16 protein-coding genes and 5 pseudogenes are annotated in these 15,206 nt (G+C 68.9%); 18 read left to right on the top strand and 3 right to left on the bottom strand.

Annotated elements, in window-relative coordinates; all coding sequences use genetic code 11:
* The 5 genes and pseudogenes from A5712_RS29880 to folK all read left to right on the top strand — a co-directional run.
* A pseudogene (locus tag A5712_RS29880) lies at window positions 1–245 on the top strand (hypothetical protein); the annotation flags it as partial.
* A gap of 16 nt (window positions 246–261) precedes the next feature.
* Entirely contained in the window at window positions 262–894 is a 633-nt protein-coding gene (gene folE, locus A5712_RS00400) for a GTP cyclohydrolase I FolE (RefSeq protein WP_068100056.1), read from the top strand.
* Window positions 895–899: 5 nt separating this feature from the next.
* Window positions 900–1,724 carry a dihydropteroate synthase gene (gene folP, locus A5712_RS00395; protein WP_156766334.1) on the top strand — a complete coding sequence of 275 codons (825 nt, stop codon included), beginning with the start codon at window positions 900–902 and terminating at the stop codon, window positions 1,722–1,724.
* The gene (gene folB / locus A5712_RS00390) at window positions 1,717–2,118 is read left to right on the top strand and encodes a dihydroneopterin aldolase (protein ID WP_068100054.1); all 402 of its coding nucleotides are present in this window, start codon (window positions 1,717–1,719) and stop codon (window positions 2,116–2,118) included. The genes folP and folB overlap by 8 nt, the downstream gene beginning before the upstream one ends.
* A pseudogene (gene folK, locus A5712_RS29875) lies at window positions 2,115–2,366 on the top strand (2-amino-4-hydroxy-6-hydroxymethyldihydropteridine diphosphokinase); the annotation flags it as partial. The gene folB and the pseudogene folK, both read left to right, overlap by 4 nt.
* Here the strand turns inward: folK and A5712_RS00385 are convergent.
* A pseudogene (locus A5712_RS00385) lies at window positions 2,284–3,120 on the bottom strand (DUF6779 domain-containing protein); the annotation flags it as partial. The pseudogenes folK and A5712_RS00385 overlap by 83 nt on opposite strands.
* A gap of 88 nt (window positions 3,121–3,208) precedes the next feature.
* Window positions 3,209–3,457: pseudogene (locus A5712_RS00380) on the bottom strand (DUF3180 domain-containing protein); the annotation flags it as partial.
* Between the two features lie 14 nt (window positions 3,458–3,471).
* Here A5712_RS00380 and A5712_RS30590 point away from each other — a divergent pair.
* The 12 genes from A5712_RS30590 (at window position 3,472) to A5712_RS00320 (ending at window position 14,305) form a co-directional block, all read left to right on the top strand.
* Window positions 3,472–3,948, top strand: a complete 477-nt coding sequence (locus tag A5712_RS30590; protein WP_156766333.1) for a hypothetical protein — start codon at window positions 3,472–3,474, stop codon at window positions 3,946–3,948.
* A 114-nt stretch (window positions 3,949–4,062) separates the two neighbouring features.
* On the top strand, window positions 4,063–4,974 hold the full coding sequence (locus A5712_RS00370) for a Rossmann-like and DUF2520 domain-containing protein (protein WP_068100050.1): 912 nt from the start codon (window positions 4,063–4,065) through the stop codon (window positions 4,972–4,974).
* Window positions 4,971–5,900: a pantoate--beta-alanine ligase gene (gene panC, locus A5712_RS00365; protein ID WP_068100048.1), complete on the top strand. Its 930-nt coding sequence runs from the start codon at window positions 4,971–4,973 to the stop codon at window positions 5,898–5,900. The genes A5712_RS00370 and panC overlap by 4 nt, the downstream gene beginning before the upstream one ends.
* The gene (gene panD, locus A5712_RS00360) at window positions 5,900–6,319 is read left to right on the top strand and encodes an aspartate 1-decarboxylase (RefSeq protein WP_068100046.1); all 420 of its coding nucleotides are present in this window, start codon (window positions 5,900–5,902) and stop codon (window positions 6,317–6,319) included. The genes panC and panD overlap by 1 nt, the downstream gene beginning before the upstream one ends.
* Window positions 6,320–6,321: 2 nt before the next feature.
* On the top strand, window positions 6,322–7,137 hold the full coding sequence (locus tag A5712_RS00355) for a type III pantothenate kinase (protein WP_068100044.1): 816 nt from the start codon (window positions 6,322–6,324) through the stop codon (window positions 7,135–7,137).
* 176 nt (window positions 7,138–7,313) lie between these two features.
* Window positions 7,314–8,810, top strand: a complete 1,497-nt coding sequence (lysS, locus tag A5712_RS00350) for a lysine--tRNA ligase (protein WP_068100042.1) — start codon at window positions 7,314–7,316, stop codon at window positions 8,808–8,810.
* Window positions 8,811–8,923: 113 nt separating this feature from the next.
* Entirely contained in the window at window positions 8,924–9,262 is a 339-nt protein-coding gene (gene lsr2 / locus A5712_RS00345) for a histone-like nucleoid-structuring protein Lsr2 (protein WP_036363110.1), read from the top strand.
* 298 nt (window positions 9,263–9,560) lie between these two features.
* A complete protein-coding gene (gene clpC1 / locus A5712_RS00340) occupies window positions 9,561–12,095 on the top strand; it encodes an ATP-dependent protease ATP-binding subunit ClpC (RefSeq protein ID WP_068100041.1) in 2,535 nt (844 codons plus the stop codon).
* 127 nt (window positions 12,096–12,222) lie between these two features.
* Window positions 12,223–12,603 (top strand): YbjQ family protein, encoded by a 381-nt coding sequence (locus A5712_RS00335; RefSeq protein WP_068100039.1) that lies wholly within the window; start codon window positions 12,223–12,225, stop codon window positions 12,601–12,603.
* Between the two features lie 137 nt (window positions 12,604–12,740).
* The gene (locus A5712_RS00330; protein WP_068100037.1) at window positions 12,741–12,956 is read left to right on the top strand and encodes a CbtB-domain containing protein; all 216 of its coding nucleotides are present in this window, start codon (window positions 12,741–12,743) and stop codon (window positions 12,954–12,956) included.
* 9 nt (window positions 12,957–12,965) lie between these two features.
* Complete coding sequence (locus tag A5712_RS00325) at window positions 12,966–13,757, top strand: CbtA family protein (protein WP_068100035.1); 792 nt, start codon at window positions 12,966–12,968, stop codon at window positions 13,755–13,757.
* A complete protein-coding gene (locus tag A5712_RS00320; RefSeq protein WP_068100033.1) occupies window positions 13,754–14,305 on the top strand; it encodes a histidine phosphatase family protein in 552 nt (183 codons plus the stop codon). The genes A5712_RS00325 and A5712_RS00320 overlap by 4 nt, the downstream gene beginning before the upstream one ends.
* Window positions 14,306–14,391: 86 nt before the next feature.
* Here the strand turns inward: A5712_RS00320 and A5712_RS00315 are convergent, their stop codons facing one another.
* Entirely contained in the window at window positions 14,392–15,108 is a 717-nt protein-coding gene (locus A5712_RS00315) for a hypothetical protein (protein ID WP_068100031.1), read from the bottom strand.
* Between the two features lie 17 nt (window positions 15,109–15,125).
* Between A5712_RS00315 and A5712_RS31585 the strand changes: the two are divergent.
* A pseudogene (locus A5712_RS31585) lies at window positions 15,126–15,206 on the top strand (hypothetical protein); the annotation flags it as partial.

Below are 15,206 nucleotides of genomic sequence, written 5' to 3'. Positions count from 1 at the left end.
CGCCGGGCTGGCCGCCGCCCCAACAGCAGCAACACCAGCCCAACTACTGGTATCCGCCCGCGCAGCCCCCACAGCAGCCGTATTGGCCGCAGCCAGTTCCGAGCTATCCGGGCCAGCCCGGCCCGCCGGCCCATCCGCCGTACCCGCCCTATCCGCCGCCCGGTCAATCCCATCCGGATGCCGGAAAGTCTCCGGAGAAAGAGGATGACGACGTGAGCCGGTCCAACCCCCCGGCGCACGGCTGACGAAACGGAGGATTCGATGGCTCTGCCGGATTTGGAGCCCGATTTAGGGCCGGATACCCGCCAGGCGACTCCGCGCATCCGGGCATTCGACCAGCAACGCGCCGAGGCCGCTGTCCGCGAGCTGCTGTATGCCATCGGGGAAGACCCCGATCGAAATGGCTTGCAGGACACCCCTGCCCGCGTCGCGCGCGCATATCGGGAGATGTTCGCCGGGCTCTATACGGACCCCGACAGCGTCCTGAACACCATGTTCGACGAGGACCACGACGAGATGGTGATCGTCAAGGAGATCCCGCTGTACTCGACGTGCGAGCATCACCTGGTTTCGTTTCACGGGGTGGCCCACGTCGGCTACATCCCCGGCAGGGACGGCAGGGTGACCGGCCTGTCCAAGATCGCCCGGCTGGTGGACCTGTACGCCAAGCGGCCCCAGGTTCAGGAGCGGCTCACCAGCCAGATCGCCGACGCCCTGGTGAACAAGCTCGATCCGCGCGGGGCGATCGTCGTTGTCGAGGCGGAGCACCTGTGCATGGCGATGCGCGGCGTCCGCAAGCCCGGCGCCGTCACCACGACCTCGGCGGTCCGCGGCATCTTCAAGACCAGTCCCGCCTCCCGGGCCGAAGCGCTCGATCTCATCCTGCGCAAGTGAGCCCTTTGAGGCCTATGCCCGTGCAGGTGATGGGAGTCCTCAACGTCACCGACGATTCGTTCTCGGACGGCGGGCGCTACCTCGATGCCGACGACGCCGTCGCCCATGGCCTGGCGATGGTCGCCGAGGGCGCGGGCATCGTCGACGTCGGAGGCGAATCGACCCGCCCCGGCGCCGTTCGTATCGACCCGCGGGTCGAGGCGTCGCGGGTGGTGCCCGTCGTCAAAGAACTTGCCGCGCAAGGCATTACCGTCAGCATCGACACCATGCACGCCGACGTCGCGCGGGCCGCGCTGCAGAGCGGCGCCCGGATCGTCAACGACGTGTCGGGTGGTCGCGCCGACCCCGCGATGGCCCCGCTGCTCGCCGAGGCCGGCGTGCCGTGGGTGTTGATGCACTGGCGGCCGGTATCGCCCGAGCGCCCGCACGAGGCCCCGCACTACCGTGACGTGGTGGCCGAGGTGCGCGGTGAGCTGCTCGCCAACGTCGACGACGCGGTGGCCGCCGGCGTCGATCCCGACAAACTGGTGATCGACCCCGGCCTGGGATTCGCCAAGACGGGACAACACAATTGGGCGCTGTTGCACGCGCTGCCGCAGCTGGTGGCCACCGGGATTCCGGTGCTGTTGGGCGCCTCCCGCAAGCGGTTTCTCGGCACGTTGCTGGCCGGACCCGACGGGTCGCCGCGCCCGCCCGACGGGCGCGAGACGGCGACCGCGGTGATCTCCGCGCTGGCGGCCCTGCACGGGGCCTGGGGCGTGCGGGTGCACGACGTGCGCGCCTCCGTCGATGCCCTCAAGGTCGTCGAGGCCTGGACTCAGAATGGCTGATCGAATCGAGTTGCGCGGCTTGGCCGTTCGCGGCCGGCACGGCGTCTTCGAACACGAGCGCGCCACCGGCCAGGATTTCGTCGTCGACATCACCGTGTGGATCGACCTGGCCGACGCCGCCGCGAGCGACGACCTGTCCGACACATACGACTACGGCGCGCTGGCGCAACTGGCCGCCGACATCGTCGGCGGTCCCGCGCGCAAGCTGATCGAAACGGTCGGCGCCGAGATCGCCGACCGGGTGATGGACGACGGGCGCGTGCACGCCGTCGAGGTGGTCGTGCACAAGCCGCAGGCCCCCCTCCCGCAACAGTTCGCCGACGTGGCCGTCGTGGTGCGGCGGTCGCGGCGCGGCGGTCGCGGTTCGGTGATCCCGGCCGGCGGGCCAGTGTGAGTCGCGTCGTGCTGTCCATCGGGTCCAACCTGGGCGACCGGTTGGCCCGGCTGCAGTCGGTCGTCGACGGGCTCCAGAAAGGGGGGGCCGCCGTCGTCGCGGTGTCTCCCATCTACGAGACGGATCCCTGGGGCCGGGTGGATCAGGCCCCGTTTCTCAACGCGGTGCTCGTCGCCGACGACCCCGCGTGCGACGGGCAGGCCTGGCTGAGCCGGGCGCAGGAATTCGAGCGGGCGGCGGCTGGCGTTGCTCGTATCGCGGCTGCTCCGGCGCCGGCGGCGGCGTCATGTAGGGCGGCTCCTGGGAGACGACGTACCGCGCGTCTTGGCGGACGTCGTACTGGAACGGCTCACGCGGGGGTGGCGCCTGCCGGGGCGGTAGCAGCGGCTCCTCGGGCACGTCGATGATCGCGGCTTCGTCCAGGTGGTCGGGCGGGTTGTCCCGGGCGGCCGACGCGACGCGATCGCTGGGCACCCAATCCGGGTTGCTTTCGCCGTTGCGTTCCCACTCGCTGTACGCCCGGCCGCGGGGCGCCTCGGTCTCGTGGGTCTCGATCGCGGGGCGCTGCTGTAGGTCGGTGTCGAACAGGATCTCGAGGCTGGTCCGCAGGGCGCTCAGTTCGGCGCGCAGCGCCGCCAGGTCGTCCTCGGCCTGGGCGCGCAGCTCGGATGCCAGTTCGCGGCGCAGCTGCGACTCCACGGTCAGCTCGTATTCGCGGCGGGCCGAGATTTCCCGGTCCAGTTGCAGGTCGTAGACCAGCTTCAGGTCCCGGACGCGGGACTGGTCCGCATCGCTTTGGCGGCGGTAGAGCACCGAAACGAATGCGCCGGCGACTGCGGCCCACAGCGCCAGGATTACAGCGAGCTTGAGGAGTTCCACCCGATTGGTGAAAACCAGTGCGGAACTGGCTCCCATCGCGAGGACCAGCAACGCCGTCAAGAGCACCCACCCCGGCCTGCGGCCGCCGCGCCGAACCCGGGCGCCGCGGGACAGAACGGTCATGGCCTGAGAGTACCTGCGCGAGGTCACTCCGCGTGTCGCGCGGCACCGGCGATTCCCAACCCTGTCTATCGCCGGCCCGCCGGGAGCGTCAGGTTTCCGCGCCCTCGCCGTGCTCGGTCGGATCCTGCGGGGACTTGCAGCAATGCTGCAGCCACAGCGCGGCGACGACCAACGCCAGCGCGCTGACGGCGGCCACCACCGTGCCGGGGGTGTCGTGCTCAGCCGCCCGCAGCCACGACCGCCGCGGCAGGAAGTACACCAGCACCCCGGCCCACCAGCCCAGCACCAGTGCGCCCACCCAGGCGGACGCCTTGGCCACCACTACGCTGCGCGCCACCGCCGCAGCCGCAGATGCAGGAGTGGCAGCCCCCCGCCGCGGGTGCCGAGTCGCCGGGCGGGCGGCGCGCCCGTCATTACGGCGCCGAGGAAACCCTGGATGGCTCGCCCTTCGAGCATCCGCAGGCACCGCCCTACGGCGAGACCGGCCGGCGGGCGCGGTCGCGCCACTCGGCGGAGTATCGCGACTACGGCGTGCGCAACTTTCCCCCGCAAGCGGGTGGTACCCCCACGGCGACGAACGAGCCCGCGCCGCCGCCCCCACCGCAACCGGGTCCGCCGCCGCCCGCCGCGCCGCCGCCACCACCGCAGATGGCCCCCCCGCCCCACGCCGAGGCCGCGCCCCGGCATCGCGGCACCGACCCCCTGGCGCGGGGCTCCGACGGTGCGGACGACAGCCCGCCCAGCGGTGGCCAGTCCGTGGCCGAACTGCTGGCGCGGCTGCAGGTCGAGCCCTCCGGCGGTGGTCGCCGTCGTCGCCGCGACGGCTGAGCTGGGAGCTTCCTCACATTGGGCCTGCACTGAGAATCGACTAAAGTCTTAGTGACCGTCCGGTACCCGCGCATGGGACTGGAACGAACCAAGAAAGCTATGAGGTCGTCTGCGATGGAGCAGTTCGACGGACTGCGCCCGGCCCGGCTCAAGGTGGGAATCATCTCCGCCGGGCGCGTGGGCTCCGCGCTCGGTGTCGCGCTGGAGCGCGCCGACCACGTCGTCGTGGCGTGCAGCGCGGTCTCGCACGCATCGCGCCAGCGCGCGCAACACCGGTTGCCCGATACGCCGGTGGCATCGCCGCCGGACGTGGCCGCCGACGCCGAGCTGCTGCTGTTGGCGGTTCCCGACAGCGAACTCGCCGGCCTGGTGTCCGGGCTGGCGGCGACCGCGGCCGTGCGCCCCGGCACGATCGTCGCGCACACCTCCGGAGCCAACGGGGTCGGGATCCTGGCGCCGCTGAGCCACGACGGCTGCATCCCGTTGGCCATTCACCCCGCGATGACGTTCACCGGCTCCGACGAGGACATCAGCCGGCTGCCCGACACCTGCTTCGGGATCACCGCGGCCGACGAGGTCGGGTATGCCATCGCGCAGTCGCTGGTGCTCGAGATGGGCGGGGAGCCGTTCTGCGTCCCCGAGCAAGCCCGAGTGCTCTATCACGCCGCGCTGGCGCACGCGGGCAACCACATCGTGACGGTGCTCGCCGACGCGATCGAGGCGTTGCGGGCCGCGCTGCGCGGCAGCGAACTGCTGGGCCAACAGAGCGTCGACGACCAGCCGGGCGGCCTCGCCGAGCGCATCGTCGGGCCGCTGGCCCGGGCGGCGCTGGAGAACACCCTGCGGCGCGGGCAGGGCGCCCTCACCGGGCCGGTCGCCCGCGGTGACGCCGCCGCCGTCGCCGAGCACCTGGCCGCGCTGGCCGACGTCGACCCCGAACTGGCCCAGGCGTACCGGGTCAATGGGTTGCGGACCGCCCAGCGCGCGCATGCTCCCGCCGACGTCCTCGAGGTGCTGGCGCGATGACGCCGACCTTCAAGCCCGGCGAACTCAACGTCTACTCGGCGCCGCGCGACGTCGCCGACGTCAGCCGAGCACTGCGCCACACCGGCCGGCGCGTGATGCTGGTCCCCACCATGGGCGCCCTGCACGACGGGCACCTCGCCCTGGTGCGGGCCGCCAAGCGGGTCCCCGGCTCGGTGGTCGTGGTCTCGATCTTCGTCAACCCGCTGCAGTTCGGGGCCGGGGAAGACCTGGACGCCTACCCCCGGACCCTCGACGCGGACGTCGCGTTGCTGCGCGGCGAGGACGTCGAGATCGTGTTCGCGCCCACCGCGGCGGCGATGTACCCCGACGGCCTGCGCACCACCGTGCACCCCGGCCCGCTGGCCGCCGAACTCGAGGGCGGCGCGCGGCCGACCCATTTCGCCGGCGTGCTGACCGTGGTGTGCAAGCTGCTGCAGATCGTGCACCCGGACCGGATTTTCTTCGGCGAGAAGGATTACCAGCAGCTGGTCCTGATCCGCCAGATGGTGACCGACCTCAACATCGACGTGGCGGTGGTCGGCGTGCCCACCGTGCGCGAATACGACGGCCTGGCGATGTCGTCGCGCAACCGCTACCTGGACCCGGCGCAACGTGAGCTGGCCGGCACCCTTTCGGCGGCGCTGACGGCGGCGGCGCACGCCGCGCCCGCGGGCGCGCAGGCCGCGCTGGATGCGGCTAACGCCGTGCTGGACGCCGTGCCGGCGATCAGCGTCGACTACCTGGAATTGCGCGACGCGAACCTGGGCCCGCTGCGGCCCGGCGCGCCCGGCCGGCTGCTGATCGCGGCCCGCCTGGGCACCACCCGACTGCTGGACAACATCGCCATCGAAATAGGAGCAACACCGCCGGCACCCTCGGGGCCGGACGCTTACCTTGACACCCTCGAATCACATTGGAGGAATTGATGTTACGGACCATGCTGAAGTCGAAGATCCATCGCGCCACGGTGACGCAGGCCGACCTGCACTACGTCGGCTCGGTGACCATCGACGCCGACCTGATGGACGCCGCGGACCTGCTGGAGGGCGAGCAGGTGACCATCGTGGACATCGACAACGGCGCCCGCCTGGTCACCTACGCGATCACCGGCGAGCGGGGCAGCGGCGTGATCGGAATCAACGGCGCCGCAGCGCATCTGGTGCACCCGGGCGACCTGGTGATCCTGATCGCCTATGGGACGATGGAAGACGCGGAGGCGCGCGCCTACCGGCCGCGGATCGTGTTCGTCGACGCCGACAACAAGCCGATCGACCTCGGCGACGACCCGGCCTTCGTGCCCGCTGATGCGGCGGAGCTGCTCGACCCCCGGATAGTCGCGGGTTAGCCGTGCTGCTGGCCATCGACGTCCGCAACACGCACACCGTCGTCGGACTGCTGTCGGGATCCAAAGAGCACGCAAAGGTCGTGCAGCAGTGGCGCATTCGCACCGAGTCCGAGGTCACCGCGGACGAGCTCGCGCTGACCATCGACGGACTGATCGGTGACGATTCCGAGCGCCTCACCGGCGCCGCCGCGCTGTCGACCGTACCGTCGGTGCTGCACGAGGTGCGGGTCATGCTCGACCAGTACTGGCCGTCGGTGCCCAGCGTGCTCATCGAGCCGGGCGTGCGCACCGGGATCCCGCTGCTGGTCGACAATCCGAAAGAGGTGGGCGCGGACCGGATCGTCAACTGCCTGGCGGCATTTCACAAGTACCGCAAGGCGGCCATCGTCGTCGATTTCGGGTCGTCGATCTGTGTGGACGTGGTGTCGGCCAAGGGCGAGTTTCTGGGCGGCGCCATCGCCCCGGGTGTGCAGGTTTCGTCCGATGCCGCCGCCGCCCGCTCCGCGGCGCTGCGCCGCGTCGAGCTGACCCGGCCTCGATCGGTCGTCGGCAAGAACACCGTCGAATGCATGCAGGCCGGTGCCGTGTTCGGCTTCGCCGGTCTGGTCGACGGTTTGGTCCGGCGCATCCGCGACGACGTGGACGGCTTCGCCGGCGATGACGTGGCCGTCGTGGCGACCGGCCACACCGCGCCGCTGCTGCTGCCCGAACTGCACACCGTCAACCACTACGACCAGCACCTGACGTTGCAGGGCCTGCAGCTGGTCTTCGAACGCAACCGTGACGCCGAGCGCGGCCGGCTGAAGACGGCGCGCTGAGTCGCCGTAGCGGCGGTCAGTGTGAATCCACGGCGTTGGGTGTGAAACGTCGCAGCAATTGCGCCCAATTTTTCGCCCAGGTGCAACACGCAAAGCCCTGAATGCACACGCAATGCCAGCTAATGCCTTCCGATGCCTTCTGAGGCCCGCTTGAGCGTCCTTTAAGCTGGCACGTCGTGAGTGACGCCGCCCCCGACCTTCCCGAGCAGTTCCGGATTCGCCGGGACAAGCGCGCTCGGCTGCTGGCCGAGGGATCCGACCCCTACCCCGTCGCGATCGAGCGGACCCACACCCTGGCCGAGGTCCGCGCCGCCCACCCGGACCTGCCGACCGACACCGCCACCGACGACATCGTCGGCGTCGCGGGCCGGGTCATCTTCGCGCGCAACTCGGGAAAGCTGTGCTTTGCGACACTCCAGGACGGCGACGGCACCACCCTGCAGGTGATGGTCAGCCTCGACAAGGTCGGCCGGGAGTCGCTCGATGCATGGAAGGCCGACGTCGACCTCGGTGACATCGTCTACGTGCACGGCAACGTGATCAGCTCACGGCGCGGCGAATTGTCCGTGCTGGCCGACTCGTGGCGGATGGCGGCCAAGTCGCTGCGGCCGCTGCCGGTCGCGCACAAGGAGATGAGCGAGGAGTCGCGGGTGCGGCAGCGCTACGTCGACCTGATCGTCCGTCCCCAGGCCCGCACGGTGGCCCGGCAGCGAATCGCCGTGATCCAGGCGATCCGCAATGCGCTGGAACGGCGCGGCTTTCTCGAAGTCGAAACTCCTATCTTGCAGACGCTGGCCGGCGGCGCCGCGGCCCGGCCGTTCATCACGCATTCCAATGCGCTCGACATCGATCTCTACCTGCGGATCGCGCCGGAACTGTTCCTCAAGCGCTGCATCGTCGGCGGTTTCGACAAGGTCTTCGAGCTAAATCGGGTGTTCCGAAACGAAGGATCCGATTCGACGCATTCTCCGGAATTTTCCATGCTCGAGACATACCAAACGTACGGAACCTACGACGATTCGGCGATCGTCACGCGTGAGCTTATTCAAGAGGTCGCCGACGAGGCGATCGGAACCCGACAACTGCCGTTCCCGGACGGCAGCGTCTACGACATCGACGGAGAATGGGCGACTATACAAATGTATCCGTCGCTGTCGGCGGCGCTCGGTGAGGAGATCACGCCCGAGACGACGGTCGAGCGGCTGTGGGCGATTGCCGATCGGCTTGGTGTGGAGATCCCCGCCGACCGCGGCTACGGGCACGGCAAACTCGTCGAGGAGCTGTGGGAGCACACGGTGGGCAATTCCCTGACCGCGCCCACCTTCGTCAAGGATTTCCCAGTGGAGACAACACCTTTGACGCGGCAGCACCGCAGCATTCCGGGCGTGACCGAGAAGTGGGACCTCTACCTTCGCGGGGTTGAACTGGCCACCGGGTATTCCGAGTTGAACGATCCCGTCGTGCAGCGGGAGCGGTTCGCCGCGCAGGCGCGCGCCGCGGCCGCCGGCGACGACGAGGCGATGGCGCTGGACGAAGATTTTCTCGCCGCGCTCGAGTATGGGATGCCGCCGTGCACCGGAACCGGAATGGGTATCGATCGGTTGTTGATGTCTTTGACCGGTCTGTCAATTCGAGAGACAGTTTTGTTCCCGATTGTTCGGCCGCACTCCTGAGTTACCCGTTGCGTCCGGATTGAGTATCTTGCGTTGTTATGGCAGATTGGTGACTTGGGGAGTGAATCCAAACTGCTCAGCAACTGCTCAGGACGAAACGCGAGGGTAAGCTAATGGCGAAAAAAGTGACCGTCACCTTGGTCGATGATTTCGACGGTGCGGGCGCGGCCGACGAAACGGTTGAATTCGGGCTTGACGGGGTGACCTACGAGATTGACCTTTCGTCCAAGAATGCTGCGAAACTGCGCAACGATTTGAAGCAATGGGTCGCGGCGGGCCGCCGCGTCGGCGGTCGCCGGCGCGGGCGTTCCGGCTCGGGCCGTGGCCGCGGCGCCATCGACCGCGAGCAAAGCGCCGCGATCCGCGAATGGGCCCGCCGCAACGGGCACAACGTGTCGACGCGCGGCCGCATCCCGGCCGACGTCATCGACGCGTTCCACGCGGCGACCTAAGCGAACCGCTTACCGGCGCCCGGGTCCGCAAGGCCCCGGGCGCCGGTTGTTTTCGATTTCGCTGGCGGCGGAACGCCCGTGGCCCGCGCGGGAAACGCTTTGGTGTTTTTCCTCGTTTACCTGTTACGGCTGTGCGCCCACGGGGGTATGCGGCCGGGACGGCCAGCAACCGCAACGTTAGGAACCCCGGCGGGCCGACCATTACAGTGGAGAGCAGGTACGCGGTTCCGGCCCCCAGGGGCCGGCAATTGGCCATCAAGAGGTCTGTACCGATGTGAGGGAGAGCAGGTAAGCACCGATGTTCGAAAGATTTACCGACCGTGCCCGCAGGGTCGTCGTCCTGGCGCAAGAAGAGGCCCGGATGCTCAACCACAACTACATCGGCACCGAGCACATCCTGTTGGGTTTGATTCACGAGGGCGAGGGCGTCGCGGCGAAGTCGCTGGAGTCCCTGGGCATCTCGCTCGAGGGCGTCCGCAGCCAGGTCGAGGAGATCATCGGCCAGGGCCAGCAGGCGCCGTCGGGGCACATCCCGTTCACGCCGCGCGCCAAGAAGGTTCTCGAGCTGAGCCTGCGCGAGGCGCTGCAGCTGGGCCACAACTACATCGGCACCGAGCACATTCTGCTCGGCCTGATCCGCGAGGGTGAGGGCGTGGCCGCCCAGGTGCTGGTCAAGCTGGGCGCCGAGCTGACGCGGGTGCGCCAGCAGGTGATCCAGCTGCTGAGCGGCTACCAGGGCAAGGAAGCTGCGGAAGCCGGAACCGGCGGCCGCGGCGGCGAGTCCGGCAGCCCGTCCACGTCGCTGGTGCTCGACCAGTTCGGCCGCAACCTGACGGCCGCCGCGATGGAAGGCAAGCTGGACCCGGTCATCGGCCGCGAGAAGGAAATCGAGCGGGTGATGCAGGTGCTGAGCCGGCGCACCAAGAACAACCCGGTGCTGATCGGCGAGCCCGGCGTCGGCAAGACCGCCGTCGTCGAGGGCCTGGCGCAGGCCATCGTGCACGGCCAGGTTCCGGAGACGCTGAAGGACAAGCAGCTCTACACGCTCGACCTGGGTTCGCTGGTGGCGGGCAGCCGCTACCGCGGTGACTTCGAGGAACGCCTCAAGAAGGTGCTCAAGGAGATCAACACCCGCGGCGACATCATCCTGTTCATCGACGAGCTGCACACGCTGGTGGGCGCCGGTGCCGCCGAGGGCGCGATCGACGCGGCGAGCATCCTCAAGCCCAAGCTGGCCCGCGGCGAGCTGCAGACGATCGGCGCCACCACGCTCGACGAGTACCGCAAGTACATCGAGAAGGACGCCGCCCTGGAGCGCCGCTTCCAGCCCGTGCAGGTGGGGGAGCCGACGGTGGAGCACACCATCGAGATCCTCAAGGGCCTGCGCGACCGCTACGAGGCGCACCACCGGGTGTCGATCAGCGACAGCGCGATCGTGGCCGCGGCCACCCTGGCCGACCGCTACATCAACGACCGGTTCCTGCCGGACAAGGCGATCGACCTGATCGACGAGGCGGGCGCGCGGATGCGGATCCGCCGGATGACCGCGCCGCCAGACCTGCGCGAGTTCGACGAGAAGATCGCCGAGGCGCGTCGCGAGAAGGAATCGGCGATCGACGCCCAGGACTTCGAGAAGGCGGCCAGCCTGCGCGATCGCGAAAAGCAACTGGTGGCCCAGCGTGCCGAGCGCGAAAAGCAGTGGCGCTCGGGCGATCTCGACGTGGTCGCCGAGGTCGACGATGAGCAGATCGCCGAGGTGCTGGGCAACTGGACCGGCATCCCGGTGTTCAAGCTCACCGAGGCCGAGACCACGCGCCTGCTGCGCATGGAGGACGAGCTGCACAAGCGGATCATCGGCCAGGAGGACGCCGTCAAGGCCGTCTCCAAGGCGATCCGCCGGACCCGCGCCGGGCTGAAGGACCCCAAGCGCCCGTCGGGCTCGTTCATCTTCGCCGGCCCGTCCGGTGTCGGTAAGACCGAGCTGTCCAAGGCGCTGGCCAACTTCCTGTTCGGCGACGACGACGCGCTCATCCAGATCGACATGGGCGAGTTCCACGACCGGTTCACCGCGTCGCGGTTGTTCGGCGCCCCGCCGGGATACGTCGGCTACGAGGAGGGCGGCCAGCTCACCGAGAAGGTGCGGCGCAAGCCGTTCTCGGTCGTGCTGTTCGACGAGATCGAGAAGGCCCACCAGGAGATCTACAACAGCCTGTTGCAGGTCCTCGAGGACGGCCGGCTCACCGACGGTCAGGGCCGCACGGTGGACTTCAAGAACACGGTGCTGATCTTCACGTCCAACCTGGGCACGTCCGACATCTCGAAGCCGGTCGGCCTGGGCTTCACGCAGGGTGGCGGTGAGAACAACTACGAGCGGATGAAGCAGAAGGTTAACGACGAGCTGAAGAAGCACTTCCGCCCGGAGTTCCTCAATCGCATCGACGACATCATCGTCTTCCACCAGCTGACCAAGGACGAGATCATCCGGATGGTCGACCTCATGATCGGCCGGGTCGCGGGCCAGCTCAAGAGCAAGGACATGGCCCTCGAGCTCACCGACAAGGCCAAGTCGCTGCTGGCCAAGCGTGGCTTCGACCCGGTGCTGGGTGCGCGTCCGTTGCGGCGCACCATCCAGCGCGAGATCGAGGACCAGCTCTCGGAGAAGATTCTCTTCGAGGAGGTCGGACCCGGACAGATCGTCACCGTCGACGTGGACAACTGGGACGGCGAAGGTGCCGGCGAGGAGGCGGTGTTCACGTTCACCGGGACTCGCAAGCCGCCGGCCGAGCCGGATCTGGCCAAGGCCGGAGCGCACGCGGCTCCCGAAACACAGTAGCCAGTACCGAAAACGGGCGGCGTGGCGATCGCGAGCGCGGCGAAGCCGGGCGCAGCGGGTCGCCACTAGGGTCTAGTCTCTGACGGGACTACCGCCCGTTTTTGTTTGCTCAAGAGAAGGGCTCGCCGTGCTGATCGTGACAACCAATGACCTTCCTTGCTGGGAGATCCAGCGCGTGTGCGGCGAAGTGTTCGGGCTGACCGTTCGGTCGCGAAATGCGTTCTCGCAGATGGGCGCCGGCTTCAAGGCGATGTTCGGCGGCGAGCTGCAGGGGATGACCAAGAATCTCTCCGACAGCCGCAACGAGGCGATGGGACGGCTGATCGCCGAGGCGCGCAACCGCGGCGGCAACGCGATCGTCGCGATGCGCTTCGACACCACCGAGATCGGCGACGTGTGGACCGAGATCTGCGCCTACGGCACGGCGGTCCAGGCGGTCCCGGTCACCGAGGGCGCCAAGTACACCGCCGGCCAGCTCGGCTACGGCGCCGCGGCTCCCCAGCATTGACGCGCGGTCTACACTGACAGCTGTCCTGACGGGACACGGAATCTGGTGAAATTCCAGAACGGTCGCGCCACTGTCGAAAGTCAGACCCGTAGCCCGTCATCCGCAGCGGGGACGCGCAATCCCCGAAAGGAGAACCCGTGGCAAATCTCGAGAAAGCCGGTGCCCGTACTCGGGCGGTCGATCTGTCGGCGGCAAGTGCCGCGCTCTGGTTGGCGGCGACCGCCTTCCTGGCGCTGTTGGCGCTGTACTTCGTCGGGGTCGATCAGGGCGCGGTGTCGCTGTTCGGCAGCGACTCCCATGTGCACGAGTTCGTCCACGACGCGCGCCATCTGCTCGGCTTCCCCTGCCACTGACGCGGCAGCGTGGAGAAGCGTCTGATCGCACGCGGTCTCCTGGCGGGGGCCGTCGGCGCGGTGCTGGCGTTCCTGTTCGCCCGCGTGTGCGCCGAGCCGGTCATCGCCCGCGCGATCGCCTTTGAAGACGGGCGAAGCGACGCCCTGGACGCTCATGGCGTGCACGAGCACGGCGCCGAGTTGTTCACCCGCGGCGTGCAGGCCAACACCGGATTGGGTTTCGGCGTACTGATTTTCGGCCTCGCGATGGGGGCGCTGTTCGCCGTGACGTTTTGCGTGGTCTCCGTGCGCGCGAGAACCATTGGGCCGCGGCCGCTTTCGGCCCTGCTGGCGGCGGGCGCGTTCGTCGCGGTATACCTCGTGCCGTTCCTGAAGTACCCCCCGAATCCGCCCGCGGTCGGTCAGGCGGACACGATCGGGGCCCGCACCGGCTGGTATCTGGCGATGGTGGCGGCCTCGGTGGCGCTGACGATCGCCGCGGTGTGGCTGGCCCGGCGGCTCGCCGCCCGGCTGGGCGCGTGGAACGCGGGGCTGGTCGCGGCGCTGGCCTATGTGCTGGCGATCGCGATGCTGGCGGCGCTGCTTCCCGTCGTCGACGAGACGCCGGCGCCGTTGCGCGACGCTTCGGGCGCGATCATCTATCCCGGCTTTCCGGCCGATGTGCTCTACGAATTCAGGCTGGTTTCGCTGGGGGCGCAATTGGTGTTGTGGGCGGCCATCGGCGTGGTCTTCGCGACGCTGGCGGGCCGGCTGCTGGGGGAGCGCGCCGGCAGCAGACGGGAACCGAGCGCCGCGACATGACCGACGTCGTCCGCCTGACCCTGGTGTCGCACGCGCTGACCGACGCCATGGCCGACGGGCGCTTCCCCGCGGACGAGCCCCTCAACGGCCTCGGCCTCAGGCAGGCCAAAAAGGCTGGGCGCCTTGAGGTGGATGGGACCACACGCCAGCTCACGGGACCCGAGCGGCGCGCCCGCCAAACCGCCCAGCTGCTGGGCCTGCACGCCACGGTCGAGCCGCGGCTGGCCGACCTCGATTGCGGCGGGTGGTGCGGGCAGACCCTGCGGGCCGTCGGCCCCGCCGATCTCGAGACGTGGCTGACCGACCCGGCTGGGGCGCCGCACGGCGGCGAGTCGATCGTCGCACTGATGGACCGGGTGGCCGGTTGGCTGGAGTCCCTGACCGGCGACGCGTCGCCCGCGGTGGCGGTGACGCATCCCGCGGTGATCCGCGCCGCCATCCTGCACGGCCTCGAGGCACCGCCGAAGTCGTTCTGGCGCATCGATATTGCGCCGGCCAGTCGCACCGTGCTGCATTTCCGAAGCGGCCGCTGGACGCTGCGTTTGTGAGGTCCTGGCGGCTCTCCAGGTCAGGCGGCTTGTCCAGAATTTGATAGCGCGGGCGCTATCGAATTCGTGAGTCACTATCCCCAGAGTCATCCGGCGGCCGACGCCGGTCTGATCTCCACGTCCGGCGGCTCGCGCAACCACGCCGTGGAGACCGTCGACCACTCCCCGACGCCCACATAGCACCCGAACCGGGTCGTCGATATCTTGGGATGCGCCAGCAGCAGTCCCGCCGCTGACAGGTGTACGGCATCCCATGACTCCGCAATCGCCGGCCAGTCCGGATACTTGCGGCCGTCCATCGTCACGGTGTTCGCGTCGATCAGCTCGGCCCAATCGCGGGCCGAGTCGATCCGCGCCACGCGAACCCGGGCGACGTCGAAATGCACCTCCCAGCGGGGCATTTCGCGTCTCAGGTTCTCGCCGCAGAGGGTCCACGAGTCCTCGTCCTCCGTGATCGGCGTCGAGGTCCAGAACGCGCCGGCCGGCAACGCGCTCAACGGGTCCCGATTGCCGATGCGGGGTGCGCGCAATTCTCCGATCGCTCCCTGATGGATCTGCGGCGAGCCGAACGTCGCCAAACCCGTGAGGGCCGCGAGGCCGGCGATGTCGTAGCTGCGCAGCGACGGGTCGTTGATGTCGAGGTTCGCCACCTCTAGGTAGCGATCGAAGTAGAGATAACCGCTGACGGCCTGGGCCGCGGCTCGGATCAGCCTCGCGGGTATGGCGAGGCCGCCGGAGGACCGCATGTCCTCGAGGAACAGCCGCCCCGGGAAGGTGTCCAGCAGCGACTCGCGAACGCTCACCCGGCTACTTGGGCCCGATCAGCGCGAAAGCCGGTGGGCTGCCCGGTGATCTGACGTTCAGCTGGTACGCCGTCGACAAGAACCAGCAGCCATGGGTG

Origin of the sequence: Mycobacterium sp. E2327, from assembly GCF_001672675.1 — a bacterium.
In the GTDB taxonomy this organism is placed as follows: Bacteria; Actinomycetota; Actinomycetes; order Mycobacteriales; family Mycobacteriaceae; genus Mycobacterium.
The sequence above is the reverse complement of the archived record's forward strand: the minus strand, read 5'-3'. Positions and strand labels throughout refer to the sequence as shown.